Raw genomic sequence first — 25,001 nt, forward strand, 5'->3', positions numbered from 1 at the left:
GAAGATTTTAAAAAAGTTCTTTAGATGAGGAGAAAATTCAATGGGAGTTAATGTAAGTTCATTAAAAGGTTATTTATTAGAAGAGGTGTTATCAAAGTTGATTCACCATAGTGGTTATACACTATTAACAAGTGTTGGGAATTCAAATGACTTAAAAGTGCAAGGCAATGGTTTAAACGTCATAGGAAGAGGTGGTTTACATCAAGCTGATGTTCTAGGGCAATTTCCATTTAGTTATCCTTTCACTTACCCAATTAGACTATTTGTCGAAGCAAAATTTCAAGGAAGTAAAACAGGGATTGATGTAGTACGTAAGGGGATTGGAATTATTCAAGATTTAAATCACAATTATAAGACAGCATTAGTGACAGATGAAAGAGAACTATTAATACAAAGATACAATTATAATTATTCTATCTTTTCGACCAGTGGATTTTCATCTAATGCTACAAATCTGGCAATTGCTCATAAAATACATCTTGTGGACCTAAGTGGAATAGAGTACTCAGATTTACGACAAGAGATAGAAATGGCAGCAGATTCATTAATGAACTTATATAATGATAATATTCCATCTGAAATAGTACGGATTTTTAGAAAGAAACTTAGAGAAAAATTATTTTCAAGTCACAATCTAATTGAGGGAGATACCATTACTCTTTCAGAGGAAGGTATACAAATAATTAATAAATTAGCTGATTTTATCAAAGGTTATAGCGACCTTTATTTAGCTTCTAATAATACTCCTTTTGTAATCCTATTAAAACCTAATAATCCAAAGGCATTTAAGGAAATGATTACACGAAAACAAAATTTGAGGGCTTCTATAAGTTGGGACCGCACTGGAACTGAGGATAATAGTACAACTTGGTATATTAAACCGCATCATAATCGAAGACAGCGTGAATTGGATCAAAATATAATTTTAACTTTTAAAGTTCCTACATTACTCGAGAAGTTAATATTCAAAAGCGATGATGAAGAAGAAAATTTATTAAAAGCAAGATATTCAAAGGAAGAATATTTAAGTAGATTTATTTTCTTTACTAAGATTGAAGAAGAGGAGTTTTTTGTGAGTCTTAAATATGGTGAATTCGGACACAACTAAAATTTATCTTTCTTTACCAAACTCAGTTCATTTTTAAAACTACAACTGCATCCAGATGATGTCATATCCAGCATAATCGAGAGTTAGAGAATATGAAATTAATATTTTATCTGCGAAAATAGTCGAAACCCAGGGGAAGAAACAATTATGAACGATTTTTCCAATATACTATAATTTTGATTTATACATAGTCGTGGCTGCTATATCAACACTTATAATAGATTTTTCTTTGAATTCATCTGTATAAGCTTTTTTATAGTTATGTTTAACACAGGGAAACAGAATTGGAAGTTAATGCTGATAAAAAATAACTTTAGGGGTGGATTATAATGTCTGTAGCGTCTCATGAAAAAATAAAAAAGGAAATAGATTCCTTAGAAAAGAACTTTAATAATAAAGTATTCGATGTGGCGATAGTAGATAATAGTAATACAAAAGAAGTAATAAACTATAAGCTCACAACGATAGATTTGCACAAAGAAATAAGAGTAGACACCAATGAGTTATACAGTATAGCGATGAATATAATTGATAATGACAATCAAATCAAAGATGAAGATATAGCCATAAGAATTTTGGGGGAAATTTCTCGCAACAATAAAAATAAATTTATGAGAAAGCTGGCATTAGAAATGTTAAATGAAAAGTGGTGGAATAAATGAAAATGGAAGGTATGACTAAATTTTTTTCTGCTATAAAAAATTGGATTTGGGTTAATAAAGAACCAATAAAAGTTGCTTTATGGGAATTGTTGTTGGCTATTATAGCTATTGCTAGAATTCAAAATAAAGCTGATAAAAATTTATAGTGAATAAAAAATCTCATCCTAGGAAGAAAACCGCGTTTCTTTGTAAGAGACAATTCTAAAAATCGCGCCCCTGTGTATGAAAAGATTTCGTTTATTCACTACAATTGAATAATCCAAAAGCCATCCTCAATGAAGTCAGCCGTATTCGAGGATGGCTTTTGCATGTTTACGAACGTTGGGGAATATTATAATTGCACTGTTCACAAGGGGAAAATGGAAATATATGAAAAAGTGAAATATAGGAAGTTTGGAGAAGTAAAAAGTAAAGTACTCAGCCAAAATTGTAATTGACGCCAGATTTCGTCTGGAAATTGACAGTTCTTTTTGTCCCAAAACTGACGCCTCTGTTGGCCGGGAAATAGAAGAAATCGAGGGGATATACAACAGTTCTTCCTCGATCACTTTATTCACCATTCGATCATAAATGATACGATTTCCATTTTGTGCTGCAACCAACATGCAATGCGCCGTTCGAATTAAAAATCGCATTCCTGGGAAAGAATCAATTCTAAACGATTTTGATATTTAGACAGTTATAGAAATTGTTATGAATTTTGAAGTTACCAGGAATTTTAATTTCAAGTTATTGGGAATTTATTTTACAGCTCAAGAATTAATATTCATCATCATCGTCGTCGTTAGACCATATATTGATCAGTTCGCTAACTGATAAAAGTCCCTTCTTTAAATTTTCGCGATTAGCCATAACTTCTTTTTGCGATATTATGCCATCTTCCACCGCATCTTGTAATCTATCGAATTCGTCTTCTGTCAATCCCCAATTGTCATGTCCTTTACTCATTTCTTCTCCACCTTTTAAATAAATTATATTCTCTAAAATCGCTTTTCAAGAAAAGAAGCAATTCTAAACGATTTTGACAATAACTAAATTTTATATTTATTACCTCAGCATGTCTATTAAATCATTTTTTATTAGAATTATGCTCTGTGAACAACACAATTCAAAATATACAACAAACCTGCATGAGGAATCCGCTAAAATCAGAAATGAGGCAGATTCCTTTTGCATTTTCATAGCAAATAGCCATAATTGGTTCTTACACAGGGGCGATTTAGGAGTTGCTGAAAATCCAAAGAATCGAGCTCTAAGCAAAGAGAAAGTTCTACACGATTCTTGCTGTGGCGCTCCGGCGGAAACTAAAATCTAATCCGAGAGACATTTTTATCCGGCAAAAAAGGAATAGAAGGAATAACAAGAGCAGTAGTGTAAAAAAATATAAAAGGACAGATTCCTATTAACTTAAAGCTGGGTGCTTACGAGCAGTTTCGTAAGAATTTGAGTAGAGGGGTGCAGACGATGAAAAGAATCTTGGTCATCAGCGATATTCACGGAGAGCTTGAACTTTTTGATGAGCTGCTTCAGAAGGCGGAATATGACGACGCCGAAGACAGGCTGGTTTTACTGGGGGATTACGAAGACCGCGGGCCGAATTCAAAAGGGGTTTTGGAGCGGGTCATCGAATTGAAAAGGCGGGGTGCCATTGTATTGAGGGGCAATCATGATCAAATGATGCTGGACGCTGCAAATGACGAACCCGGTGCGAAGCAAATCTGGGCAAGAAATGGGGCATTGCCGACACTGCAAAGCTACGATCCATCCATAAAAGACATGACGCTTCCAACGATAGCTGTCTTTTGGGAGCACGTCGATTTCATCAAGGAAATGGAGTATTACCATGAAACGGAAGACTCTATTTTTGTGCATGCGGGCGTTCAGCCGGGTACAGCGGTTGGGCAGACCGACCCAACTATCTTGATGTGGATCCGCGATGAATTTTATGAAGCCTATTCGGGAGAGAAGACGGTGGTATTTGGCCATACACCGGCGTTTATGCTGCGAGGGACAAGTAATAATGATGTCTATTTTGGCGACAACCGGATTATCGGCATCGACGGAGGCGCGGCTTATGGCGGACAGTTGAATTGTCTGGAGCTGCCGAGCCGAAAAGTATATAGCGTGAAGAAGCATTGAAGGGAAGAAATGGGAAACAGAAAATGAAACATGGAGCAAACACGCGGACGTGATAGAATATCAGTTAGTGGGACGTTAAATCTTCTTATAGGAAGCGGTATGATCTTGCCTATAAGGAATCGCAGCATTCATGGCTGATAGATGAATTGAAAAGGATGGGATAGCAAAGTGAACAAATCCGTAGAACAAAAAATGGGCGAGATGCTCGAAGTGTTTAACAATCTTCCGAATTGCCGAATTGAACCGAATGTTGGCGATCGGCTTTTAATCGCCAGCAATAAACCGGTTCCTTGGAGTGGCGCTCTAGAAAAGAGTGACGCGGAATCGTCGCATAAAATTGGGTATATTACGCCTCATAAAGCGTCGCTGGCTCTTTATATTGATTTCCCGCATGATTATTTAGATGCTGATCGGGTGGAGGAAGTCATAAATCCTGAAAGAACATTGATGTATTACGAGCCAGGCACAAAGACTTCAAACGTGAAAAGCTGGTGGAGGTTCCGAACAGACGAGAAATTCGACAGCATTCACTTAGTTCTGAGAAAAACGGAGCTGGACTTGTATGATTTCAAGAGAGAAGACTGGATTCAATTGATGAAAGAGATCACGGATGTTCATCAATAATTGAAAACATAGCCGAATGGCGGAGCTCCCTGATGTAACAAGGAAAGAAATAATTCTAAACGATTTTGACAATACACTCCAAGTTATACTACATAAAACGACGCTCCGAGGAAATTAAGATTCCACGGAGCGTCGCTTTGTTTTATTCATGCTTGTAAAATGTTTGGGAATTGTGTGGTTCCCTGGGAGCGACACAAAGGGTGAGCAGAGTTTATACGAAAGGTGCAAAATAGCAACCATTTTGCACCTTTCTTATTTTACTGAGGTGAAATAAGATTCCCCCAGGATTTCCTTCGCTTCGTATTGGCCAGGCGAAAGTTCTTTTTCAATAAAAGCCATGATATCGGTTGGGGCAACGTCGTACATCACTTCAATTTCTTTGGAGAAAAGAAGTTTTTCTTGTTGCAGCAAGCCGGAAAGCGCCGGCTGCTGTTTTGCGTGCAGCTCTTTTTCGCCTAACACTTTCTTCAAGCCGTCGACATAAGCCTCAAACGGCTGGCCGCCTACAAGTTTCACGCCTTTATTTTCTTCGTTGACCATGATGATGGTAGGGAACCCCCGGGCACCGAGGGTTCTCGCTAAACTAAAATCTTCGCTTAAGAGCTGCTGGCCAGTCGCCTCATTGGCTTCACGGATGATCGCCTTTCCGTCGAGACCCATCCCATTGACGATGCCGGCCAGGACGGGGTCATCAGAGATGTTTTGGTTGAAAGCGAAAAGGGCTTCTCTAGCACGGCGCAAGTATTCGTTCGCTTTCGCGTCCTTGTATTTTTCCTGGATCACTTTAAAGACACGGGAAGGGGGATAGGACGACCGGACCGGATTATCGATCATTAACGATCCGTCGATTGGCATTCTGGAATGTTCGCCCACTTCCCGCCAGTGAGGCGCTACATCCGCCGGTTTGTAAATGCCATTTGCCGGATCGATCGGTCCGTCATGCCATTTTTCCAGCAAGCCGCCCATCACAGTCTGAAACTTGAAATAGTTGCCGTACTGTTCAGTAAAACGGCGGAATACCGGTTCAATCGCCCAGCAATGCGAACAGATGGGATCGGTCACATAATAAAGCGTAACCGATTTTTTCGGTTGGCTAAAATCAAGCAGTCCCATTTCCTCTTCTTCAACTGGTCCGCATACACCTGTTTCCATATCACATACCATATTTAATTTGTTTGTCATTGGGTTCCCCTCATTTCTTGAATTTTGGAAGATAGCTTGTTTGCTTTACACTTGAATTCTAAGCCATAATGAAAAGCAACAACACCGATAATTCCAAGAATGTGTCGCTTATCCAACACGCTGGAACTATTGTCGGAAAAGGAGTGGCGCACATGACGCAAGTTAAAGTGGATCCCCGGGTCGTCCGCACCCGTAAATTGATTATGGATTCTTTCATTAAACTTTCGGAAAGCAAGGAGTTCAAGGACATTACGGTAAAGGATATCACGGCAGAAGCCATGATCAACCGGGCAACGTTTTATTATCATTTTGAAGATATTTACGATCTACTGGAGAAAGCCTTGTCGGAAGTGCTGTTGGTCAACTTGAATTCGGCTGAATACCAGCAAAAGGAACTGAACGAGGACGTGTTCATCCACCTCTTTAAAGCGATTACCAATTTCCAGCAGTCTTTGTCCAACCGCTGCCACCGGGGATACGAAGACACGATTGCCCGGATCATCAGAGATCAGCTTGAGGTGATTTTATACAAAATGCTGGTGGTACAAAATGGAGCAGAAAAAGATGAAGCCCTTAAGATCACGGCGGTCATGCTGAGCTGGGGAATTTACGGAATCTCTCTCGAGTGGAAACGAAACAGCACAGTGCCGCCGGCAGAATTTATCCGAACGGCTATCCCTTATCTCTTGCATGGCATCTATTTTGATTTTAAAAAAAGTGACACTTCCCTGTGAAAAAAATTCCGGACGATTCTGGCAGTACAAAATAATTTATACAGCACACACCGGCCCTCCCAGTGAATCAACGATGAGCTGGTGCTGTTGAATATAGGATTTATTGAAGAATGCTACGAGCCTTACTTGATTACAGTAAGAAATTATCAGGAAGTGACTTGAAAATCCCTAATGGAGCTAGAAAGCGACAAATGAAAACTTGGTTTTAAACTAGTTCCTAAATTCGGCCAAAAGAAATAGCATGATAAGATTTTTTCAAATCCCTGTGCTGATGTTTGTCTCATTTAGGCCCGCGCTAAACTTTTGAATCTTTTTAGCGTGTGTTCCGTATAATTAAAGTGGGATAGAAAAGTGTTCACCTGATTTAATAATTTTTTAAAATTTCGTTTCTCACTTACTCTTTGCGAAAGGCATGATTCAATGGGCACCATTTCACTTGTCATCTTACTCTTTTTTCTTCCGTACGCTTGGTTTCTCTGGTCCAGCTTGAGTACGAAAAGCGGCAAAGCCGAAAAACCGCGCTGGAAAAAATCGCTGGCCGTTCTTCTTGCGTTGATCCTTATCAGTGTTGTTTTAAATTACTATTTTTCCAATACATATCAGCTTTCTTTTTTCCAAAATGGGTTTGAAAGCAAAGTGGCCATTATTGTTTCTTTAGCGTTTCTGTTAGTTATATCTATCATCAACGTTATCGTAAGCATCGTTTTCAAAGGCGCCCCGAAATCATTTCATAACCCTAAGGTGGTGTGGGTTTTTACAGCGGTGTTCTGTACAACGATCCTGTTTTTCACCATGTGGGTTTACCCGTTGGCGGAAAAAGCATCTTATATCCAAAAAGTTGAAAGTGCTCTAGCTGCAGCAGAGGAGCAACAAGACGCCGAAGAAATCACCGTAGTGTTCATGAGTTCCGAAAAAAACTGTTTCCGGACCACAACATCGAATTGCAACTCAACGACGTACAAAAACTCGTTTTTCCTCAAAAACAATCTTGATATACAAAAAGAGGTTCAAGTGCGTATTCGAGCCCTAGATTCCAATCAAAAAGAAATGAAGTTAGTAGAGTCTGATGTCATGACGCTGGAAGCAGGAGAATTAAAGCTGGTCGAGACGGAAGAATCATCTGATAAGGCGAGCATCTGGAGCCGCTCTTCCTTTGAAACCGAGTATCGAACCCAGTCCTATGAATCTTTGTACAAATATCGTGATGCCGACTAAGAAATCCTTTCCTTGTGTCAGATAGAATTCTACACATACAAAAAATCCGCCCTATTCAACTAGAGGGCGGATTTCTTTTTTGGAGAAATATATAACACATCAGTTTATTCTTTCCGGGTTGTAATTCTTAGCTCGTAGTCGTCCAACAAGCAAACTGTTCTTTTGTTCCTTTATTGTGCTTGAAATCCTTAAGAATTACTCTCCAACCATACCGTCATTATCGTTATCCCGCATATAGGGATATAACCAATGATCGCTCATGATCGGCATACTAAAACCAGCTACTTCTGCTTCTTTGATCGTTACCTGTCCATTGCCATTTGTATCGACACTGGAAACATCTCCGCCTGTATTTGCGGTGGTTGATTCGGCAGGCGCACTGTCTGTAGTTGAACTGCTTGAATCAGGAGGCTCACTGTTTGTTAAACCGAGGGATGCATTTACTTCATCAGGGTTTACGTTGTCAAAAGTGTCAACGACTTCGTTGCCCCTTACTGTATACGTATACTGGTAACTTGAAGGAATCTGCGTTTCCGTATTCGGATAGGTGATGATGGCTTCAAAATTAGTAGCTCCACCTGCGTCGCGGATTACGTCTTCCATATAAGCTTGATCACCATGCCGGTTGAGCGTGATTTCCTGCGGGGTAATATTATAGGCATTCGATACCCCTCCGAGAGAATCAGCAATGACATGCCCTTCATCTAAAACGTCACTTTCGACGCCGGGAACCTTTGCCTCATCTGAGTAATATCGGCCGGTCGATAATACAGGTTCGTTATCATCATCCTGTACAATGATTTCGGCAGCAATGACACGTTCCAGTTGGCCGTGTTCATTCGTAAAGGCCCAATATTCACGGTCCCCATACCCAATATCAACGACGATGTTGGCTTCACGATATCCAGACAAATCACCGCCATCAACTTCGAAGGGTTTGTATCCGGCGAACAGTTCATTATTTAGTCGGGCTGCTTCTTTTTCTGCTTGCTCTTTAGCTGCCATTTCCTGTGCTTCTTTTTCTCTTGCAAGCTTCTCAGCCGCCGCTATTTCATCGGCTTCTTTCTCAGCTGCCAGACGAGCTTCTTCTTTTTTCTCTTCTTGCGCCGCTATTTCATCGGCTTCTTTCTCAGCTGCTAGGCGAGCTTCTTCTTTTTTCTGTTCTTCCGCTGCCTGTTTCTCAGCTTCTTGCTCGGCAATACGCTGTTCTTCAGCTTTTTCCTCGTCCGCTTTTTCTTTCTGAGCTTCCAGCTGTTCACTTTCGACGCCAGCTGCAGTTTCAACATCTTCTGCTGTAGAGGCGACTCCAATACCGGAACCAATTATTACTGCGAATGAAAGACCAATCGCAAGGCCAGCTTGCTTGACAGTCAGTCCTTTTTTGAACAAAGCGCTGACGAGTAACATGACGATGCTCGCAGCAAAAGCCAGTAAGGCAACCAGCATCAATAAAATAAATACGACATCCATTTAATATTTCCCCCTGATTTCTCTCTTTCTAGATCTATATTGCTACTTTCTAAAGATGAATATACCACGATTTAGAAGGAAAATGCTAGGGTATGATAATTTTTTGTTTGGAAATATTTAGTTTTATTTATTAATTAATTTTTACATTCGTTATAATAAAATCAATTCTAGAAAATCGTTACTTTGTATAAAAAATTCTTAACGATTTTAACAAGACATTACAACCTATACTTCATATTGCCACGCCGGATGCCTCAGCATCCGCAGTATGGTTTTTTCTTTTTATTCATTCTTGGGATTGGAATTTAAAAACGACCAGCAAATTAGTCCGTAATTTGCTGGTCGTTTTTATTTACATTTTTAAAATGCGTACTAGGGATTTCGGTTATTGATGAATAGAAAATGGAAATTATTTATTCTGTTGCAATGCTGAAAAGTTTTTCTTCCAAAACTTCGTCAACGAGCTTGATCGCCTGCTCCAGACGTTCGTAGTAGTTTCCGCTGATCGAATGGTAAGAGATATTTTGGCGGTCAAGTATGGCTTTTAAATAGTCGTTGTTGCGTTCTCGAATCTTCTGTTCGCCGAATGACCGAGTGCCGTCATCTATCCATTTCACATCAGGCTCCAGGAAGAGCCACAAATCATAGTTTTGAAGGGCCGCTATTTGAGTTAAGACAGGTTGCTCGAAACCTAGATAGGCCCAGGAGAAATACTGGGTGACATTTGCTTCGGTATCAATAAACAGCAGCTTATTGGCGCGCTTCGCTTGTTCTTCTTCATGGTATTTGTGCTCGAAAGCAATCTTCGGGAAATCTGATTCGATGGTGATTTCGGCCCCGATGTTTTCATAAAACTTGCGCCCATATTCCTCTACATAACTTGTGTTATACAAGTTCGCGAGATTTTTAACCAACGTCGATTTCCCGGCGCTTTCCGTTCCAACTACGACAACCGTGCGAACGAAGTAAGGCTGGACCACGTGTGGGATAATCGCCCAGTGTTTCATGGTGCCTTCTTCTCGTATTTGCGTAGCCGAGATCGGATAGGTCCGGCGTTCTGCATCCAGAACAACGTGCTTCGCTTTAGGATAAAGTTTCTCAAAATGTTCGCCATATGCGTGTTCAGAACTAAACACTGTATCGATTTCTTTTTCGATTGCTGCCTTAATGGCAATGGAGCCCTTCTCCCAGTCATAAAATTCACCAGTCTGCTTTTCAGCAATGGCATGAACTTTGACATGAGGAAGGTCTTTCGTGAGTTCGTTCCACCAGCGGAGCCGCTGATGGAAGGGTATAGGCTTCATAGTAGTGCCATTAAAGTAAAATTCGCGTTCATACTCCTCGTCGTGAGTAAGGATGACATGCAGTTCCTCTACCATCGTACTGGCACGGATCATGGCACTCACATGCCCTTGGTGAATAATCAAAAACTTGCCGCCGTACATTCCAACTTTCCCTATCACCATTTAAATAATCTCCTCTGTTAACGCTTGTTTTTGGGCCATTTTTCTCCAATTGTAGTATCCATAAATTGAGTTCACAAGGAAAGCGGTCCACATTACAACCAAGGTATAGTCGTTGCCTGCTGTTGCATCCAGCGTAACGATCCAAAGAATGATGGAAAGGATGTTCACCAGAATCCAGACTAGCCATTGCTCAGCAAAGCGTTTCAGCATGAAAATCTGAGCGGTGACTGATAATACATTTGTAGCAGAATCAAGGCCGACAGAGCGGCCGCCGATTGCCTGAAGCAGGATCGCATACAGAATCGTCCCGATGATGATGGCAATTACGGTGTAGAGCCAAGAACGCAGGTTCATCGTTTTAACAACCACGTCTTCGCCTTGGACACTGTCTTTATTCTTGATCGTGTTGCGGCGCCATAAGTATAATCCGATAAATTGAACAGGGAAGTAGAAAAGTCCGTTAAGCATCGCTTCTCCATATAACCCGTAAGTGAAAGAAATATAGGCATAAGTAGAAGTCTGGATGATGCCGAAGTAATAATTGCTGATCTTGCCTTTTGCCACCAAAACAACACACAGCATGCCAGTGAGAGAACTGATAAGGCCAAGGAGCGTGTCATCCCAAGCAATAAACAAATAAATATTAATCGCTGTGAAAATGAGGAGCCAGGCTTTTTCGAACAGGCTCCAATCTTTCAAGAATCGCTGTGATTTTGATTCAGCGGCGAAGATGGCCATAATTTTATCCTCCAATTTTTAAATCGCGTTTCTTTTTGAAATATATTTCCAATTATACAAAAATATCATAGGAAGAAACAAGCGAGTCCGGAAATGGAAAAGTTGTTTATCTGGCAATTGAGCGACGAGCCGGTGTTTCTTGTCTTCATCAATGATGGCGGATGCAAATCGGGCATCAAGAAATTCATCGTGGAATCATCGGATCAGCCGATTTTTTGGCAGTTTATCGGGATTGGCGACTCAAATTTTGATGTGTGGCGAAGACTCGATACAATGGACGGGCGCGTGGTCGACAACGCGAACTTTTCCCATCTCGATGACATCAGCCAAGTATCAGATGAAGAATTATACGATCAGCTGTTAAATGAATTTCCGATGTGGCTGAAGGAAGCGAAAGAAAAGCGTATTTTGAAGTAAAGAAGTGATATCAGTCTTATAAATGAAAGCTTCTGCAATCGACAATCGCGGTTTAAGCACGCGGCCTTCCAGTTTACAAAACTTCACCTCATTGGTATATTGAGCGTGGATGCGATAGCCCAAAAATACGGATAAGGAAAAGAGGTTGGAAAAATGGATGTGAAATTTCCTATTGGACAATTACAGGTTCCAGAAAACGTAAAAGCTGAGCATGTTCAGGAATGGCTCGGGAAAATCGAAAGCTATACCACACGTCTGAGGGAAGTGGTCGATGGATTGAACGAGGAGCAACTGAACAAGAAGTACAGGGAAGGCAGCTGGACAGTCCGTCAGCTTGTGCATCATATTGCGGATTCGCAATTGAATATGTACCAGCGCCTGAAACTGGCTTTAACGGATGACAATCCGACCGTTCCTCCTTTTGATCAAGAAAAATGGGCTGCGCTTCCGGACAACGAACTGCCGGTGGAAAGTTCAATCCGAATGCTGGAGGGCTTGAACGAACGGATTGTCGCACTTGGACAACAGGTAACGGACGAGGAGTTGGGACGCGTCTTCACCCATGAAACGAACGGTGAAATCAGCGTCGCCACGAAACTGGCGAAACTGTGCTGGCATGAAGAGCATCATTTGGAACATATCAAGATTGCCTTGGGAAATTAAGCCGTTAAATGTAATTTAAGTAATAAGTACACAAAAGGAATCCGCCCCATTCAGCAATGGAGCGGATTCCTATTTATGTTTCATCGGTAAAGCTGAAGAGTCGCAATTACGCCTTGCACAAGACTGATTTCGAAAGTGCAAACTCTGGAATGTACGGGGCAGCAGGAATTTCATTTAAAGCCAATTCTGTTCTACTGGAGATGGCGGCATGGATTTCAAGGGACGAATAGGTTGAGTTTGCGATGATGTAAGAGTAATCTGAAAATAGATATGAGAGGAGTGACAATGAATGGAAAAAACGATACCAGAAGTGACCTTGAACGACGGAACCACCTTGCCGGTTACCGGACTCGGTACATATGGACTGTGGGGCAATGCAGGGGCGAACGCAGTCAGCAGTGGGATCAATGCCGGGTATCGGCTGATTGATACGGCATATAATTATGAGAACGAAGGAGCGGTTGGGGAAGGCATCAAGCGCAGCGGCATTTCCCGTGAAGAGCTGTGGATTACCTCTAAACTGCCCGGCCGTTATCATACTTACGAAAAAGCGTTGGTGGCGATTCAGGAATCGCTGTACCGTTCCAATTTGGATTATTTCGACCTATACGTGATCCACTGGCCGATTCCGAAACAAGACCTCTATGTAGAAGCTTGGCAGGCACTGATTGATGCGAAGAAATGGGGGCTCGTCCGGTCGATTGGCGTGAGTAACTTCCTGCCTGAGCATCTAGAGCGCATTGTGAAGGAGACCGAGGTGACGCCGAGTCTGAACCAAGTGGAATTGCATCCGTTCTTTAACCAGGAAGAACAGCGGAGAGTGCACGCAGAACACAAGATCCAAACACAATCGTGGAGCCCAATCGCCAGGGCGGCAGATATTCTGTCGAATGAAACGATCAGCAAAATTGCCGAGGCCCATAACAAGACAGTTCCGCAAGTTGTGCTGCGCTGGCAATACCAAATCGGCTCTGTGTCGATTCCGCGCTCCACTTCTCCGCAGCGGCAGCGTGAAAACATAGATATTTTTGATTTTGCCTTAAGCGAAACGGAAATGACTGCGATTGCAGGCATGTCGCGCCCAGATGGCAGACTGTTTGATATGGATCCAGCTACTCATGAGGAGTTTTAAAATAAACACTGGCTGCACAATATTCCAAGTAAGTGAAGGCCTTGTGTGAACAGCATTGCTGCCAATACACGACAATTTAGATTCCATACGAAGACACATCCGTTATCACTTGATTGCGGATGGGTCTTTTTTCGTTTATTCATTTTTATTAATTGGGTGGGACCCAGGGGAAAATCGTGATAACCATTTGTGTGAGTGGGTCCAAAACAGGGAACCCATTTACTAATAGGACAATTCCTTGATTTAATTGGAAAAGGAGCATATCAACATGGCACATAAACGAGATGAAATCATTTTGCGGGGGCTCCGCGAAAATAATTTGAAGAATATCGATTTAAATATCCCGAAAGAAAAAATCAATGTGTTTACCGGCCTGTCAGGTTCAGGGAAAAGCTCAGTGGTATTTGATACCTTAGCGACAGAAAGCAGAAGGCAAATGACGTTGAATTACCCGCTGTATATCCGGCATCAGATGCCTAGGTACGAAAGGCCGCATGCCGACTTGATGCAGCACTTAAGCCCGGTCGTCGTCGTGGAACAGAAACCGGTGCGGAGTAATTCGCGCTCGACCGTCGGCACTTATATGGATATCGACCCGTTGATCCGGCTGTTGTTTTCACGGATCGGCAGTCCGCCAATCGGCTCAGCTACCGAATTTTCGAGTGAAAGTTCTTTCGGCAACTGTCCGGTATGCAGCGGCTTCGGAGAAATCGTGGCGCCGGATATCCACAAACTCATCGATCACACGAAGTCACTACGGGACTCTGCAGTGCGATTCAAGCCGCTTGCGCCGCCCGGCTGGCAGGGCAGATGGATGGTGGACGGCGGATTGTTCGAACCCGATCTCCCCATCAAAGATTTTACGGAAGAAAAATATAATCTTCTGGTCTACGGGCCGCCGGAAGGAGAGCGGGCATTTAGCACTTATTATTACAAAGTAGGCAACAGGGACATTGAATGGGACGGTATCCTTCCCAGGTTTATTCGCCTGTACATTAACCGGGACCTCACGAAACTGAAAATAACGTCCCAGGATGATGTGCTGGCGATGACCACAAATACACCGTGTCCGACCTGCGAAGGTTCAGGATTGAACCCGAAAGTACTGGAATGCAAAATCAACGGGCTCAATATCGCCCAATACGACCACTTGGAAATGACGGATTTGTTGGGGGAACTGGCGAACATAAAAGACCCGGTCGGTACATCCATCGCTCAACAGGCCTTCCCGAATGTCAAACAGCTGGTGGATCTGGGCTTGGGCTATTTGAGTCTGGCGCGAAAAGTGGGCACGCTGTCGGGCGGCGAAGCGCAGCGCGTGAAAATCGCCCGTCACTTGGGCAGCAGCCTAAACAACATCACGTATATTTTCGATGAACCGAGTGCAGGGCTTCATCCGGAAGAAATCGACATGTTGACGCACATGTTGAAAAATTTAAGAGACAATTATAATACTGTCGTTGTCATCGAACACAATTTAGCCGTCATCAAAACGGCAGATGAAATCATTGAAATGGGTCCGGGCGCGGGCGTGACCGGCGGTGAAGTGGTGTATCAAGGCGCACAGGCAGGGTTAAAGAGGGCTTCAGCCATCACCGATTTGGATCATAAGGTCAGCGTGAATAAAACCCCGCGACAGGCAGAACACAGTTTCTCAATCAAAAATGCTTCGGCCAATAACTTGAAAAATGTAAGTGTGGACATTCCGAAGAATGTCCTTGTCTCGGTATGCGGTGTTTCAGGTTCCGGCAAGAGTTCGTTAATGTTCGACGCATTTACCGACAACTATCCTGAAACCATTTCAGTGGGCCAGGGCAGCATCGGAACTTCCAGCCGTTCGACACTCGCTACTTATATGGGGATTATGGATGACATTCGGTCGATTCTTTCAAAAGAAACAGGACAGCCGGTGGGCTTGTTCAGCTTTAATTCATCGGGAGCCTGCCCGGTCTGTGAGGGCAAAGGCGTCACTACGCCGGATGTCGCTTTTGCGGATCCCGTGACCGTCACGTGTGAAGCCTGTAGAGGGACGCGGTATTCAGACGAAGCCCTGTCCCACCGCCACTTAGGAAAAAATGTCGTGGAAATTTTGGAACTGTCGATCGACGAAACCAATCATTATTTAAAAATGCCGAAAATCGTCAAAAAAGTTGATACCTTAAAAGATGTAGGCTTGGGCTACCTGACATTAGGGCAGACGACAAGTTCGTTGAGCGGAGGAGAAGTGCAGCGCCTAAAGCTTGCCAGCCACCTGAAAAAAGAAGGGCAAATCTATTTGTTGGATGAACCGTCGTTGGGTCTGCACACGAAAGACAACGCTCATTTATTGGACGTCTTCCAAGGCCTCGTAGACAAAGGGAATTCAGTCATCCTCATCGAACACAATCTGAACTTTATCGCCGCGAGCGACTGGGTAATCGAAATGGGTCCAGGCGGCGGGAAAAAGGGCGGAGAAGTCTTGTTTGAAGGGACACCGGAAAGCATGCTGGGGTCGGAAACATTGACGGCGAAGTGGCTAAGAAAAGGGATCAAGGGGTAATTAAGTGAATAGGTACTGCGAAGTTGGAGTTGATCAATTTCTTGTGAAGGAAAAGAAAAAATTTATCGGGAGGAGGAGTTCACTATGGATGAAAACACATTGAAGAAAGCAAAATTATTTACCGTCTTAAATCTGATTGCTTATTTTCTGACGCTCGGCGTCAATTACCTCGGCTCTTCCGGATTTTTCGCTGGGAATAGCCAGAAAGACATCTCTGACCGATACATGACGCTGATTTCCCCGGCGCCGTTTACGTTTTCGATTTGGGGACTGATCTATACGCTTGTGCTGGTTACGCTGGTCTATCTGTTCATCAAACGAAAAGATGCGAACGTCAGCCGCTTGATCCTGTTAATCTCGCCATGGTTTATCCTGAGCTCGCTGTTCAACATGGCCTGGATCGTCGCATTCTCTTATGAATGGTTGGGCATCTCTACGATTTTGATCATCGGCCTGCTGTTCTCATTGTTCCTCATCATCGGAAAAATCTATACCCACCGGTTCGAAGTTCCTTCGACCTTAGCAGGAATCAGCTTTACGCTCTACGCTGCGTGGGTGACCATTGCGACCGTCGTCAACACTGGATTGCTTTTGGTGCAGCTGGAATGGAGCGGTTTCGGCATTTCCTATTCGATCTGGACGCTGATCATATTAGGAGTTGCCATCGCGTTTGTGCTCGTTTACTTGTCGAAGTACAAAAACGCTGCCTTCCCGCTTCCTTTGGCATGGGCGTTCTTCGGGATCTACGCTTCGTATACGAGCGGAGAGGTGAACCCAGAGTTGTCGACGGCCATTCAAGGGGTTCTGATTGCTGGTATTGTCATATTCTTGATCGCAGCGGTATGGAGATTTATTAAAAATGGAAAGGCACTTTTTCCAAGGCATACGTTTTAAAAGCGTTCACTAAATATAAGCAGGCACATATATAGCCGCTCCGAGGAGATCAACATTCCTTGGAGCGGCTATTTGGTTTATTCAAGCTTATAAATTATTCGGGAATTGTGTCGCTCCCTAGGAAGCGAGACTAATTGAAAATGACAATGCCCACCCGATTTTTGGGTGGGCAGGTCTTATTTTGGGTACACAGTGCACAATTAAATGTATTTCCTTCATGAACGATGCGATGGAAGTACCGTTTTCTAATATTCTCCGTATATGGCCGCCCATGTATACGTGCCTACAATGCCATCGACTTTCAAGCCTTTGTCTGCCTGGTATTGCCGGACATTTCTTTTGGTTTCAGGTCCAAAGATTCCATCAACTGCTGTTTTTAGTCCAAGCTCATTTAATGTCCATTGGAGAAGTTTCACTTCAATGCGCGCACTTCCTTCACGCAGTATAAACTGATGTTCCGGTGCAATATTCATTAAATTCCTGAGGTTGGCCGGCAGTTTTCCTTCTTGATCTAAAGGTTTTTTATGCTCCCCGTATAGTGCCACCCATGTATACGTGCCTACAACGCCATCGACTTTCAAGCCTTTGTCCGCTTGGTATTGCCGAACATTTTTTTGGGTCTCAGGTCCAAAGATTCCATCAATCGCTGTTTTTAGTCCGTACTGATTTAATGTCCATTGGAGAAGTTCCACTTCAATGCGCGCACTTCCTTCGCGCAGAATAAACTGATGTTCCGGTGCGATGTTCATTAGATTCTCAAGGTTGGCTGGCAGCTTGTCCTGGTTAACTGCAGATGCATGGCTTGTGGCTTCCACCGGTTGAAAAGAGAGGGGAGATGCAACCAATAACCCGAATGCCAGAAACATTGGAATCCATTTCTTCTTCATGCCTGTTCCCTCCAGAATGTTTAGTTGCCTCTTATTTACCCCCTCCTATTAATAAATAAAACGACAATTCAGCCGTTCAAAAAATTATTAAAATCGCTTCCCAAGGATAGAAACAGTTCTAATGGAATTTGATAACGCCCTCCAATTTACATCATAAAAATAGCCGCTCCGAGGAAATCAATATTCCTTGGAACGGCTATTTTTTATTCAAACTTATAAATTGTTAAGGGAAATGTGTGGTCCGCAGCGATCGACTCAAAGTGTTTTTCCGCCGCTCTCTTTAAAACGCCCCAGATCCACCGCCACCACCGCCGACTCCTGCACCAGAACCAACCGAGCTGCCGCTTGCGCTGGCAGTAGTCGAACCCGCTGACACGAAGATTGCCGTCATGAACACCGGATTCATAACAATGCTGGAGTCATCTGCCGTATTCGCGGACATGAACGCTGCCGCTTTCCGTTCGGCGGTTTTCGGATCGCTGCCAAGCAGGTAGGCATAAGCACGCTGCTGTTCGTCTGAAGTCAGAGCGTGCCACTGGCTTTCAGGCAAGTTTTGCATCGCCGCTTTTAATTGACGCCAGTGATGGCGGATTTCGAGCCCGTCAAATGCGATCGGCGCATAGCCGATGGCAAAGCCGAACGCGAGCATCGCCAAAACGATGGATGCTGCCATGGCAGGGAAAAGCACGTTGACTCCGGTATAAATGGCGAGGCCGATAAACAGCATGCTCATGATGCCAGCTGTCCAGCGCAGCACCGGATGCTTTTCGTAAAAGTTTTTCGCTTTTACTTCGGCGGTGATGCCTTTATTCCATTCGGCGATCGCTTCGTTATACGCTAAATGATTTTCGACATTTTCCGTGTATTGTTCCACTTGCCCCAGCGTGAATTCACGGCCGTCGCCGATACGGTCGAATAATAAGCCAATCAAGGTTTCTTCATGGGCGAGGTCGGTTTTTCGATTGATCAACTCGAACTGATCTTCTGAGAGTTGCTTGATATTGCCTTTTCGCATGAGCTCCAGGATTGCTGCCGAGATAGCGTTCGGCGACAGGAACGCCGAGTTGGTGAAATGAAGCAGTGCAGGAATGCTCATCGATTCTTTTGGGACGAAAAATTCATACGGGTAATTGCGGATTTGTCGCTTGCGCCGAGAAGCGCGCATCCACGACAGCAAAATTCCACCCAGCAGCAAGGCACCAAGAACCGCAATCGCTGGAATCGCAATAACGCGCGCGGTTTGCTGATTTTGCGCAAATACCGCCGCTTCATTTTCCTGTTCTTCGCGGTCTTCGGCTAGGTCATTACGAATCGTTCCACCGACTACAGCAGCATCCGGGAACAGCTTAGGTGCAAAAATCGCGCGGACATTGGCGTTTTCGCCGTCAGGCACAGAGCCAAGTTCGAAAACCGCAGTGCCGTCATCTGTGATGCGTTCCGTCCCAAATGCTTCCCCGTAGCCCAATGCCTCAACATTGTTGGCCGTAACGGGCGGTGTGATGGAAATTGTCATGTCGCCGTATTCGCTTTCGTTGCTTTCATCAAAGAACGCCCAGTAAAATTGCGCGCCGTCTTCAAATTTTTCCACAGCGTTGGTAATTTCGTAATTCAATTCGATCTCAATCGTTTCGTCGTCTTCACCCGAGCGGTAAATCTGGTAAACGCCGTCTTCCATTTCAACTTTCAACGCTTTGCCGTTTTCCACAGCGGAGAAGTTCTCGATCGCCGTGCCTTTTTTGGCAATCAGACCGCGCGTGATGCCGTTGAAATCATCTTCGAATTCATACGTGAATTGTTCCGTGACATCCGCAGTGCCGTCTTCATTTAACTGCGCATCGATCCGGACTTCCGTAATGTCAAAGTCCACCGCGTAGACCTGCGTCGGAACGAGCACGACCAACACAACAGCCAGCAAATACGGAAGGATTTTTTTGCTTCCCATGATCCATCACCTCTTGCATAACAATACGGACGGCGTTTGAAAAGGTTTCATTAAGAGAATGGTAGTGGGAAGGTGAGGCGGGGATGGTTTCTGAAACCATTTAGGCGTTTATCCGTAGGAAGAGGAAAGAGAAGTTTTTATGAGGTAAGCTAAAATCCATATTTTCAAAACAAGAGGGGGGACAGGAAATGAAAGCAATGGTCTGCACACGTTATGGGCCTCCGGAAGTTTTGGAGCTTCAACAGCTGGAGAAGCCGGTGCCGAAAGCCAATGAAATTGGGATAAAAGTTCAAGCATCTACCGTAACAGCAGGGGATTGCGAGATGCGGAGCTTCCAATTTCCGGTGTTGCTGTGGATTCCACTGCGGCTGTTTTTCGGTTTGCGGAAACCTAGGCTGAGCGTATTGGGGCAGGAATTTGCGGGAGAAGTTGAAGCCCTGGGAACGGAAGGGACGCAGTTCAAGAAAGGAGACCGTGTTTTCGGCGCGACTGAATTGAAGCTTGGCGCATATGCCGACTTTCTCTGTCTTCCGAGCAGCTATGCGATCGCCCGTATGCCGGAAGGGATTAGTTTTGAAGAAGCCGCCACCATCCCGACAGGGGGAATGAATACCCTGTTTTTTCTCAGGAAAGCCAGAATCCAACCCGGCCAAAAAGTTCTGATCATCGGAGCCGGCGGAAGCATAGGCGTGATAGCCGTTCAGCTCGCCAAAAATTGGGGAGCTGAAGTGACGGCCATCGACAGCGGCGAAAAGCTGGACATGCTTTTATCCATTGGAGCGGACAAAGTAATTGATTACCAGCAGGAAGACTTTACCGCAACTGGCGAAACCTATGATGTGATCTTCGATATTGCGGGGAAAAGCCCATTTTCGAAAACCCTCAAATCCGTGAAACGAAAAGGCTTCTATTTGATGGGAAATCCGAGCCCGGCCCAACTGTTCCGGAGGTTTTTGCCGACAATGACAGGCGGCCGGAAAATTATAGCTGGAGCGACGGACTATAAAGCCGATGATTTACGCTATCTCAGCAACTTGTTGGCAGCTGGCAAGATCAAGCCGGTCGTTGATCGGATCTTCCCTTTTGAGCAGCTGCGTGAAGCGCACCATTATGTAGAGAGTGGATCGAAAAAAGGCAATGTCGCCATCAGCCATCAATGAAAAATTGCCGAGTTGTATAATCCACTTCTTAAAGCGTCTCATGCTCCCTTTTTGTACCATTAACATTTAAAATGAATAACGACTACCAAATCAAGATGCAATTTGGTAGTCGTCCTGTTTATTTTTTATGTTTTGCTGCAAGAAACGGAACTTGCTGCTCAAATGAATTTTTTCAACCTAATCTAAATGAAAGATCAGGGAGTTCGGTTATTGTTGCTGTTTATTAGTTTATTATTTTCACCTGGGGTGCGCGTCTGGTCTTTTAACGATTGGTTCTTTTGTTCTTGTGAATTGGAATTTTGCTGTTCTGAGGTTTCCTTGTTCTTCTCTTCAAGGAGTTCGTTCATTTTTTCAATGTTTGTTTCTTTGGTAGATGGCTTGTCCTGGCTCATAAAATACCCCTCTCTTAGCTGTTTTTATTTGTATTCCCGGAGGCAATAGAGATAAACGCTGGCAGGGAATAAAGAGCGCCACTGTGCTGATAAGACCTTCCTAATTGAGTCGCAAAAAATGCCTGATGAAGAACAGGCCATTTAGTGTGGAAAGGTTAGCACTCCAGAGAGAGGGATATACTAAGAGAAAGAAGAAAGGGTGATTTGGATGAAAGCAAGGTTGGACTGGGATGGCGGTATGGCTTTTAACGGATTGACGGAATCGGGGCATCGGGTGGTTTTGGATGCCGACGCTGAAAGCGGCGGGGCTAATAGCGGGCCACGGCCGACTGAACTCCTTTTGCACGCAGCGGCCGTGTGTACAGGAATGGACATCGTGATGGTTCTGAGTAAGATGCGTTTGACCGTGGAGGAATTTTTCATTGATATCGAGGGAAGGCGTGCAACGGAACACCCGAAACGCTTTACGGATATCGCCATCACCTATCATCTGAAAGGGGATCTCCCTAAAGATAAAGTCGTGCGGGCCATTAAATTATCCAGGGAGACCTATTGTTCGGTCACGCATTCCTTGAATTCAACCCTTAGCTACCACTATGCATTGAATGATGAGCCGATTGAAACAGTGGAGGCATAAACTTGCAAGTTAAGGCAGGTGCTAGCGGTGAAAGCAGCAGGGCTATGATAAACAAATAGCGCGGGATTCTCTAAATTGAGAATCCCGCGCTATTAATTTTATTAGTAAAAAATCAATGGATATCCCGCTTTTTAAAGCTTCCTAATAAATATAACGTTCTTTTGACCGTTTTTGTAGGAAAAACTGGCAAGAAGAGCAGGTGTCTAAGTTGAGCTGAAAACTTAAGCGGAAAAAGGAATAGGGGCCAGTTGTCTTGAATTTTATAAAGGAAGAGTAAAAACTGCGAGGCGATCGCCTCGGAAAGGAGGGAACATCATGCTGTTTATGTTGGTTGTCAAAGCATCACCCACTTCGGAAGCCGGAACGCTCCCCAGCTTGGAAGGGATGGAAGCCATGTCGAAGTATAACGAGGAGTTGGTCGAGGCAGGCGTTCGGGTGATGGCAAAAGGACTTTATCCCAGTTCGAAAGCACTTCGCCTTTCGTATGCAGAGCCTGGTGAAAAACCCATAGTTACAGAAGGTCCCTTTGCCAATCCGAAAGAAACCATTTCCGGGTTCATCTTGATTGATGTCGAATCGAGGGAAGCGGCTATCGAATGGGCAATGCGGATGCCGGATCCGATCGGGCATGGCGAAGGGGAAGTTGAATTGCATCAGGTGTTCGAAGGGCCGCTGGAGGAGTAAAGTTCCGAACCGATTCCGCTTAAGGCGTACGCTTCACTTGGTGCAGCATAAAAGACGCGTCCTTGGAAAATAAAAAATTCTAAACGATATTGACACTACACGCTAACTTATACCTCATGCGTCACCGTTCAGTGGAAATCAGCATTCCACTGAACGGTTTTTTGTTTTATTTAAGCTAGTTGAAGAAATTGCGATCCTGTGCTGAACACAATTTTCGGTATGCCAGAAAGCGGTCTACACTAGATGCCACTCTCCATAAAATAAGGAATGGCGATTGTATTTATATGAAGAAAAGAAATTATTCATTATGGTGTGCTTACCCCATAGGATGCAACAACAAGTTTACTGACAACGCCTCACAAGATCTTGTGCAAGCTTATTAGCCTATGAATGAAACCATCATTCACATAGGATAATTTAAGCAGAGAGCAGTCAATATGGTCGGTCTTTATCATCTTGGTAGAGGTTCTAATGGATTAAGAATTTGATTTTATAAAAAATTTGTTTTATTCGTTCATCTCTTTGTATAGAATAGGAATAGATTGAAAAATAGCCGCTGTTATAGAAAGTTGGTTGTTACAGCAAAGGGGTGCAGAACAGCGGTTGAATTGCAGCATGAGAAGAAATCAGCAGGGGGAATGGATATGAAATTATTGAAAAAGTGGAATCGAATAAGTATTGTAAAACAAATATTGATCGGCTTGGTTTTAGGGGTTATCTTGGCTGTTGCGATTCCGGAAGCAGCTAAATCTTTAACCATTTTTGGCGCATTATTTGTAGGTGCATTAAAAGCGATTGCTCCTGTCTTGGTGCTGTTCTTGGTCATGGCATCGATCGCTCAGCATAAAAGCGGCCAGCAAACAAATATGAAATCCATCGTCTTCCTATACCTAATGGGAACATTTTTAGCAGGATTGGTCGCGGTCATTGCCAGCTTTATTTTCCCAGTAAGCATAACGCTTACTCAAGGAGTTGAAGATCTGACTGCTCCTGGCAATGCAATTGAAGTGATAAAAACCTTAGTCTTGAATGTTGTTGATAATCCGGTCAACGCGCTTGTTAATGCGAACTATATCGGTATTTTAGCTTGGGCGATTGTTCTTGGATTGGCATTACGGGCTGCTTCGGATACAACAAAAACGTTGATCACGAATTTCTCCGATGCTGTTGCCAAGATGGTCGGCTGGGTCATCAAGTTCGCGCCGCTCGGCATCATGGGCCTTGTTATCGAGTCGATTACGACAAACGGACTTTCATCGCTATTGGGTTATGGAAAGCTGTTGGCACTTTTGATCGGATGTATGCTTTTTGTGGCTCTTGTGGTCAATCCGCTCATCGTATTTATAAACATTCGCCAGAACCCATATCCACTTGTTTTTAAGTGCTTGCGGGAAAGCGGTATTACGGCATTCTTCACACGCAGCTCTGCAGCAAATATTCCGGTCAATATGACCTTATGTGAAAAGCTGGGCTTGGATAAAGATACGTATTCGGTATCGATTCCATTAGGAGCTACAGTCAATATGGCCGGAGCAGCGGTTACGATTTCTGTTCTGACGCTTGCTGCGGTCCATACACTCGGCATCCAAGTGGATATCCCGACAGCCATCATCCTCAGCGTTTTGGCAGCTGTATGTGCTTGCGGCGCTTCTGGCGTTGCTGGTGGTTCACTGCTATTGATCCCGCTGGCGTGCAGCTTGTTCGGGATCCCTAATGATGTGGCAATGCAAGTAGTCGGTGTAGGCTTTATCATCGGCGTATTGCAGGATTCATTTGAAACTTCTTTGAACTCTTCAACAGACGTGCTTTTCACAGCTACTGCTGAATACAAGAAGCGTCTTAAAGAAAGTGGGAGCATTGGTGCCGAGAAAGCTTTTGATACCAATAAACCTGCTGAAGACTTGGTGAAAAGCTAAATTATTTACCTGGTTTTTGACTCTCCATATAGATCGGAAGCGATCTGAGATATATAAAAACTCATCTTTAGGCTGCTAGAATCCTGATTTTTTTCTAGTGGTGATCCTGGGTTCTGTGTTTGTCTTTATTTGTAGAATGCTGAGAATGGAAAAAGCCAGTTTCGAGATTAATCAATATCCAAACTGGCTTTTCGATTTCTAAAATCCAAAAAAACCGTTTATCTCCCAACCGAGATTAACGGTTTTTTTCTTTCTCGAAAATCTAATGCCAATGGTCTATCCCTGTCTACTACCTTGTATGAATTTTACTACTGCTTCCTGAGTGTTTATCAACTATTCGGTAGGACTTTAACTTATAGTGAAGAACAAGTACAGAGGTTCAAGATCATACTAAGGAATG

General features: G+C 43.7%; 23 protein-coding genes and 1 pseudogene. 16 read left to right on the plus strand and 8 right to left on the minus strand.

What is annotated here, in order from left to right; all coding sequences use genetic code 11:
- Positions 1 to 40: 40 nt before the first annotated feature.
- The 3 genes from AC4EHJ_RS11770 (at position 41) to AC4EHJ_RS11780 (ending at position 1,916) form a co-directional block, all read left to right on the plus strand.
- Positions 41 to 1,108, plus strand: coding sequence for a hypothetical protein (locus tag AC4EHJ_RS11770; protein WP_490975816.1), 1,068 nt, complete (start codon positions 41 to 43; stop codon positions 1,106 to 1,108).
- 329 nt (positions 1,109 to 1,437) lie between these two features.
- Positions 1,438 to 1,770 carry a hypothetical protein gene (locus tag AC4EHJ_RS11775; RefSeq protein ID WP_490975817.1) on the plus strand — a complete coding sequence of 111 codons (333 nt, stop codon included), beginning with the start codon at positions 1,438 to 1,440 and terminating at the stop codon, positions 1,768 to 1,770.
- The gene (locus tag AC4EHJ_RS11780; RefSeq protein WP_490975818.1) at positions 1,767 to 1,916 is read left to right on the plus strand and encodes a hypothetical protein; all 150 of its coding nucleotides are present in this window, start codon (positions 1,767 to 1,769) and stop codon (positions 1,914 to 1,916) included. The genes AC4EHJ_RS11775 and AC4EHJ_RS11780 overlap by 4 nt, the downstream gene beginning before the upstream one ends.
- Positions 1,917 to 2,529: 613 nt before the next feature.
- Here AC4EHJ_RS11780 and AC4EHJ_RS11785 read toward each other — a convergent pair.
- The gene (locus AC4EHJ_RS11785; RefSeq protein ID WP_490975819.1) at positions 2,530 to 2,718 is read right to left on the minus strand and encodes a hypothetical protein; all 189 of its coding nucleotides are present in this window, start codon (positions 2,716 to 2,718) and stop codon (positions 2,530 to 2,532) included.
- Between the two features lie 516 nt (positions 2,719 to 3,234).
- Between AC4EHJ_RS11785 and AC4EHJ_RS11790 the strand changes: the two genes are divergently transcribed.
- Positions 3,235 to 3,909 (plus strand): metallophosphoesterase family protein, encoded by a 675-nt coding sequence (locus AC4EHJ_RS11790; RefSeq protein ID WP_490975820.1) that lies wholly within the window; start codon positions 3,235 to 3,237, stop codon positions 3,907 to 3,909.
- A gap of 168 nt (positions 3,910 to 4,077) precedes the next feature.
- Positions 4,078 to 4,533 (plus strand): hypothetical protein, encoded by a 456-nt coding sequence (locus AC4EHJ_RS11795; RefSeq protein ID WP_490975821.1) that lies wholly within the window; start codon positions 4,078 to 4,080, stop codon positions 4,531 to 4,533.
- Positions 4,534 to 4,785: 252 nt separating this feature from the next.
- Here the strand turns inward: AC4EHJ_RS11795 and AC4EHJ_RS11800 are convergent, their stop codons facing one another.
- On the minus strand, positions 4,786 to 5,715 hold the full coding sequence (locus tag AC4EHJ_RS11800; RefSeq protein ID WP_490975822.1) for a DsbA family protein: 930 nt from the start codon (positions 5,713 to 5,715) through the stop codon (positions 4,786 to 4,788).
- A 152-nt stretch (positions 5,716 to 5,867) separates the two neighbouring features.
- Between AC4EHJ_RS11800 and AC4EHJ_RS11805 the strand changes: the two genes are divergently transcribed.
- Together AC4EHJ_RS11805 and AC4EHJ_RS11810 are read left to right on the plus strand one after the other, a co-directional pair.
- Complete coding sequence (locus AC4EHJ_RS11805) at positions 5,868 to 6,449, plus strand: TetR/AcrR family transcriptional regulator (RefSeq protein WP_490975823.1); 582 nt, start codon at positions 5,868 to 5,870, stop codon at positions 6,447 to 6,449.
- Positions 6,450 to 6,869: 420 nt separating this feature from the next.
- Entirely contained in the window at positions 6,870 to 7,664 is a 795-nt protein-coding gene (locus tag AC4EHJ_RS11810) for a hypothetical protein (RefSeq protein WP_490975824.1), read from the plus strand.
- Between the two features lie 195 nt (positions 7,665 to 7,859).
- On the opposite strand, the gene AC4EHJ_RS11815 is transcribed toward AC4EHJ_RS11810, so the two are convergent.
- From AC4EHJ_RS11815 to pnuC, 3 genes are all read right to left on the minus strand, one after another.
- A complete protein-coding gene (locus tag AC4EHJ_RS11815) occupies positions 7,860 to 8,714 on the minus strand; it encodes a DNA/RNA non-specific endonuclease (RefSeq protein ID WP_490976019.1) in 855 nt (284 codons plus the stop codon).
- Positions 8,715 to 9,547: 833 nt separating this feature from the next.
- The gene (gene nadR, locus AC4EHJ_RS11820) at positions 9,548 to 10,600 is read right to left on the minus strand and encodes a multifunctional transcriptional regulator/nicotinamide-nucleotide adenylyltransferase/ribosylnicotinamide kinase NadR (RefSeq protein ID WP_490975825.1); all 1,053 of its coding nucleotides are present in this window, start codon (positions 10,598 to 10,600) and stop codon (positions 9,548 to 9,550) included.
- Complete coding sequence (pnuC, locus tag AC4EHJ_RS11825; protein WP_490975826.1) at positions 10,601 to 11,338, minus strand: nicotinamide riboside transporter PnuC; 738 nt, start codon at positions 11,336 to 11,338, stop codon at positions 10,601 to 10,603.
- 120 nt (positions 11,339 to 11,458) lie between these two features.
- Here pnuC and AC4EHJ_RS11830 point away from each other — a divergent pair.
- The 5 genes and pseudogenes from AC4EHJ_RS11830 to AC4EHJ_RS11850 all read left to right on the plus strand — a co-directional run.
- Positions 11,459 to 11,755, plus strand: a pseudogene (locus AC4EHJ_RS11830) (VWA domain-containing protein); the annotation flags it as partial.
- A gap of 153 nt (positions 11,756 to 11,908) precedes the next feature.
- Positions 11,909 to 12,418 carry a YfiT family bacillithiol transferase gene (locus AC4EHJ_RS11835; RefSeq protein ID WP_490975827.1) on the plus strand — a complete coding sequence of 170 codons (510 nt, stop codon included), beginning with the start codon at positions 11,909 to 11,911 and terminating at the stop codon, positions 12,416 to 12,418.
- 289 nt (positions 12,419 to 12,707) lie between these two features.
- A complete protein-coding gene (locus AC4EHJ_RS11840) occupies positions 12,708 to 13,550 on the plus strand; it encodes an aldo/keto reductase (RefSeq protein ID WP_490975828.1) in 843 nt (280 codons plus the stop codon).
- Positions 13,551 to 13,818: 268 nt separating this feature from the next.
- Positions 13,819 to 16,089 (plus strand): excinuclease ABC subunit UvrA, encoded by a 2,271-nt coding sequence (locus tag AC4EHJ_RS11845; protein ID WP_490975829.1) that lies wholly within the window; start codon positions 13,819 to 13,821, stop codon positions 16,087 to 16,089.
- An 84-nt stretch (positions 16,090 to 16,173) separates the two neighbouring features.
- Positions 16,174 to 16,983: a TspO-related membrane protein gene (locus tag AC4EHJ_RS11850; RefSeq protein ID WP_490975830.1), complete on the plus strand. Its 810-nt coding sequence runs from the start codon at positions 16,174 to 16,176 to the stop codon at positions 16,981 to 16,983.
- Positions 16,984 to 17,228: 245 nt separating this feature from the next.
- Here AC4EHJ_RS11850 and AC4EHJ_RS11855 read toward each other — a convergent pair whose 3' ends face one another.
- The gene (locus tag AC4EHJ_RS11855; protein WP_490975831.1) at positions 17,229 to 17,870 is read right to left on the minus strand and encodes a peptidoglycan-binding domain-containing protein; all 642 of its coding nucleotides are present in this window, start codon (positions 17,868 to 17,870) and stop codon (positions 17,229 to 17,231) included.
- Positions 17,871 to 18,150: 280 nt separating this feature from the next.
- On the minus strand, positions 18,151 to 19,812 hold the full coding sequence (locus AC4EHJ_RS11860; RefSeq protein WP_490975832.1) for a DUF2207 domain-containing protein: 1,662 nt from the start codon (positions 19,810 to 19,812) through the stop codon (positions 18,151 to 18,153).
- 188 nt (positions 19,813 to 20,000) lie between these two features.
- Here AC4EHJ_RS11860 and AC4EHJ_RS11865 point away from each other — a divergent pair, with 188 nt between their 5' ends.
- The gene (locus AC4EHJ_RS11865) at positions 20,001 to 20,972 is read left to right on the plus strand and encodes an NAD(P)-dependent alcohol dehydrogenase (protein WP_490975833.1); all 972 of its coding nucleotides are present in this window, start codon (positions 20,001 to 20,003) and stop codon (positions 20,970 to 20,972) included.
- Between the two features lie 194 nt (positions 20,973 to 21,166).
- Here the strand turns inward: AC4EHJ_RS11865 and AC4EHJ_RS11870 are convergent, their stop codons facing one another.
- On the minus strand, positions 21,167 to 21,364 hold the full coding sequence (locus AC4EHJ_RS11870) for a hypothetical protein (protein WP_490975834.1): 198 nt from the start codon (positions 21,362 to 21,364) through the stop codon (positions 21,167 to 21,169).
- Positions 21,365 to 21,572: 208 nt separating this feature from the next.
- Here AC4EHJ_RS11870 and AC4EHJ_RS11875 point away from each other — a divergent pair, with 208 nt between their 5' ends.
- From AC4EHJ_RS11875 to sstT, 3 genes are all read left to right on the plus strand, one after another.
- The gene (locus AC4EHJ_RS11875; RefSeq protein ID WP_490975835.1) at positions 21,573 to 22,001 is read left to right on the plus strand and encodes an OsmC family protein; all 429 of its coding nucleotides are present in this window, start codon (positions 21,573 to 21,575) and stop codon (positions 21,999 to 22,001) included.
- A gap of 315 nt (positions 22,002 to 22,316) precedes the next feature.
- Complete coding sequence (locus AC4EHJ_RS11880) at positions 22,317 to 22,685, plus strand: YciI family protein (RefSeq protein WP_490975836.1); 369 nt, start codon at positions 22,317 to 22,319, stop codon at positions 22,683 to 22,685.
- A gap of 644 nt (positions 22,686 to 23,329) precedes the next feature.
- Complete coding sequence (sstT, locus tag AC4EHJ_RS11885) at positions 23,330 to 24,601, plus strand: serine/threonine transporter SstT (RefSeq protein ID WP_490975837.1); 1,272 nt, start codon at positions 23,330 to 23,332, stop codon at positions 24,599 to 24,601.
- Positions 24,602 to 25,001: the final 400 nt, after the last annotated feature.

This window comes from Planococcus sp. TJ-301, from assembly GCF_058268475.1.

Bases quoted from the DNA above. Each gene is read 5' to 3' on its own strand.
- AC4EHJ_RS11850 (WP_490975830.1), top strand. From the start codon at position 16,174: ATGGATGAAAACACATTGAAGAAAGCAAAATTATTTACCGTCTTAAAT.
- sstT (WP_490975837.1), top strand. From the start codon at position 23,330: ATGAAATTATTGAAAAAGTGGAATCGAATAAGTATTGTAAAACAAATA.
- AC4EHJ_RS11855 (WP_490975831.1), bottom strand. From the start codon at position 17,870: ATGAAGAAGAAATGGATTCCAATGTTTCTGGCATTCGGGTTATTGGTT.
- AC4EHJ_RS11865 (WP_490975833.1), top strand. From the start codon at position 20,001: ATGAAAGCAATGGTCTGCACACGTTATGGGCCTCCGGAAGTTTTGGAG.
- AC4EHJ_RS11870 (WP_490975834.1), bottom strand. From the start codon at position 21,364: ATGAGCCAGGACAAGCCATCTACCAAAGAAACAAACATTGAAAAAATG.
- pnuC (WP_490975826.1), bottom strand. From the start codon at position 11,338: ATGGCCATCTTCGCCGCTGAATCAAAATCACAGCGATTCTTGAAAGAT.
- AC4EHJ_RS11800 (WP_490975822.1), bottom strand. From the start codon at position 5,715: ATGACAAACAAATTAAATATGGTATGTGATATGGAAACAGGTGTATGC.
- AC4EHJ_RS11775 (WP_490975817.1), top strand. From the start codon at position 1,438: ATGTCTGTAGCGTCTCATGAAAAAATAAAAAAGGAAATAGATTCCTTA.
- AC4EHJ_RS11770 (WP_490975816.1), top strand. From the start codon at position 41: ATGGGAGTTAATGTAAGTTCATTAAAAGGTTATTTATTAGAAGAGGTG.
- AC4EHJ_RS11780 (WP_490975818.1), top strand. From the start codon at position 1,767: ATGAAAATGGAAGGTATGACTAAATTTTTTTCTGCTATAAAAAATTGG.
- AC4EHJ_RS11835 (WP_490975827.1), top strand. From the start codon at position 11,909: ATGGATGTGAAATTTCCTATTGGACAATTACAGGTTCCAGAAAACGTA.
- AC4EHJ_RS11880 (WP_490975836.1), top strand. From the start codon at position 22,317: ATGCTGTTTATGTTGGTTGTCAAAGCATCACCCACTTCGGAAGCCGGA.
- AC4EHJ_RS11790 (WP_490975820.1), top strand. From the start codon at position 3,235: ATGAAAAGAATCTTGGTCATCAGCGATATTCACGGAGAGCTTGAACTT.
- AC4EHJ_RS11845 (WP_490975829.1), top strand. From the start codon at position 13,819: ATGGCACATAAACGAGATGAAATCATTTTGCGGGGGCTCCGCGAAAAT.
- AC4EHJ_RS11810 (WP_490975824.1), top strand. From the start codon at position 6,870: ATGGGCACCATTTCACTTGTCATCTTACTCTTTTTTCTTCCGTACGCT.
- AC4EHJ_RS11875 (WP_490975835.1), top strand. From the start codon at position 21,573: ATGAAAGCAAGGTTGGACTGGGATGGCGGTATGGCTTTTAACGGATTG.
- AC4EHJ_RS11840 (WP_490975828.1), top strand. From the start codon at position 12,708: ATGGAAAAAACGATACCAGAAGTGACCTTGAACGACGGAACCACCTTG.
- AC4EHJ_RS11785 (WP_490975819.1), bottom strand. From the start codon at position 2,718: ATGAGTAAAGGACATGACAATTGGGGATTGACAGAAGACGAATTCGAT.
- AC4EHJ_RS11860 (WP_490975832.1), bottom strand. From the start codon at position 19,812: ATGGGAAGCAAAAAAATCCTTCCGTATTTGCTGGCTGTTGTGTTGGTC.
- nadR (WP_490975825.1), bottom strand. From the start codon at position 10,600: ATGGTGATAGGGAAAGTTGGAATGTACGGCGGCAAGTTTTTGATTATT.
- AC4EHJ_RS11805 (WP_490975823.1), top strand. From the start codon at position 5,868: ATGACGCAAGTTAAAGTGGATCCCCGGGTCGTCCGCACCCGTAAATTG.